We start from the raw sequence: 1,297 nt of genomic DNA on the forward strand, positions 1-1,297 counted from the left end.
TGAACCTTCCCCTTGATGTTGGACACCTGGAGACTGGGACCTGAGGTTCCAGAGGAAGTAGTGCCAGGTGGGAAGTAAGAGCAACCGCAGCAGGCGGTACACGGAGGAGTTCAAACGGGACGCAGTCGCTCTCGTGCGTTCTTCCGGGAAGACCGTCACCGAGGTGGCCCGGCAGCTAGGGGTCAGCGCCGAGGGCCTGCGGAACTGGGTCAAGCAGGATGAGATCGACCGCGGGCAGGGGGCGCCGGGAGAGCTGACGACGGCCGAGCGTGAAGAGCTGCGTCGGCTGCGGAGGCTGGCCGCCGAGCAGGCGGAGACGATCGAGGTGCTGCGAAAAGCGGCGGTCTTCTTCGCGAAGGAGAGCGATCGATGAGCGAGGTGTACGCGTTCATCGAGGCGGAGAAGACCACCCACCATGTTGCTCCGCTGTGCCGGCTGCTGAAGGTGGCCCGCTCTTCCTTCTACGCATGGCTGGCCGGTGAGAGGACCAGGCGGGCAAAGCAGGCCGCGGACGATGTCCTGGCCCACGAGATCACCGTGCTGCACCTGGCCTCCCGCGGCGCCTACGGAGTGCCGCGCATCCACGCCGGGCTGCGCCGGCTCGGACACCGCGTGAACCGCAAACGGATCGAGCGCGTCATGCGTGAACGCGGCATCAGCGGCGTCACTCGGCGCAGGCGAAAGGGCCTGACCCGCCCGGCCAAAAGGGCGGTGCCCGCCCCGGACCTGATCGCCCGCGACTTCACCGCACCGGCGCCGGGGATGAAGCTCGTCGGCGACATCACCTACATCCCCACCGATGAGGGCTGGTTGTATCTGGCGACCTGGCTGGACCTTGCAACCCGCGAGGTCGTCGGCTACTCGATGGCTGACCACCACCGCGCATCCTTGGTCGTGGACGCGCTGGGCATGGCTGCCGGACGTGGCCGGCTTCAGGCTGGATGCATCGTGCATTCGGACCGCGGCAGTGAATACACCTCGGACGAACTCCGGCGTGAGATAAGCCGGTTGGGACTGTGGCAGAGCATGGGCCGCACGGGGTCGTGTTTCGACAACGCCGCCGCCGAGTCATTCTTCGCGCTTTTGAAGGAAGAGATCGGCACCCGCTGCTGGCCGGACCGGCCGAGTGCCCGAGCGGAGATCTTCGCCTTCATCGAGATTTTTTACAACCGGCGGCGACTGCGGAAACATCCGGGCTGGGGCTACCTCACCCCGCTGGAGATCAGGCAGCGACACGAACAAGGACACGCCCTCACAGCGTAAGCATCGAGTGTCCAGCATCACGGGGAAACTTCAC

Annotated in this window: 2 protein-coding genes; both read left to right on the plus strand. The window is 65.8% G+C overall.

All coding sequences use genetic code 11. The features are described 5' to 3' along the window. Positions 1–67 precede the first annotated feature (67 nt). Positions 68–373, plus strand: a complete 306-nt coding sequence (locus ABT147_RS47180) for a transposase (protein ID WP_075033595.1) — start codon at positions 68–70, stop codon at positions 371–373. Continuing rightward, a complete protein-coding gene (locus ABT147_RS47185; RefSeq protein WP_351418737.1) occupies positions 370–1,263 on the plus strand; it encodes an IS3 family transposase in 894 nt (297 codons plus the stop codon). The genes ABT147_RS47180 and ABT147_RS47185 overlap by 4 nt, the downstream gene beginning before the upstream one ends. The last annotated feature ends 34 nt before the right edge of the window (positions 1,264–1,297 follow it).

It is taken from the genome of Streptomyces sp. NPDC001868 (genome assembly GCF_040297125.1).
GTDB lineage: Bacteria > Actinomycetota > Actinomycetes > Streptomycetales > Streptomycetaceae > Streptomyces.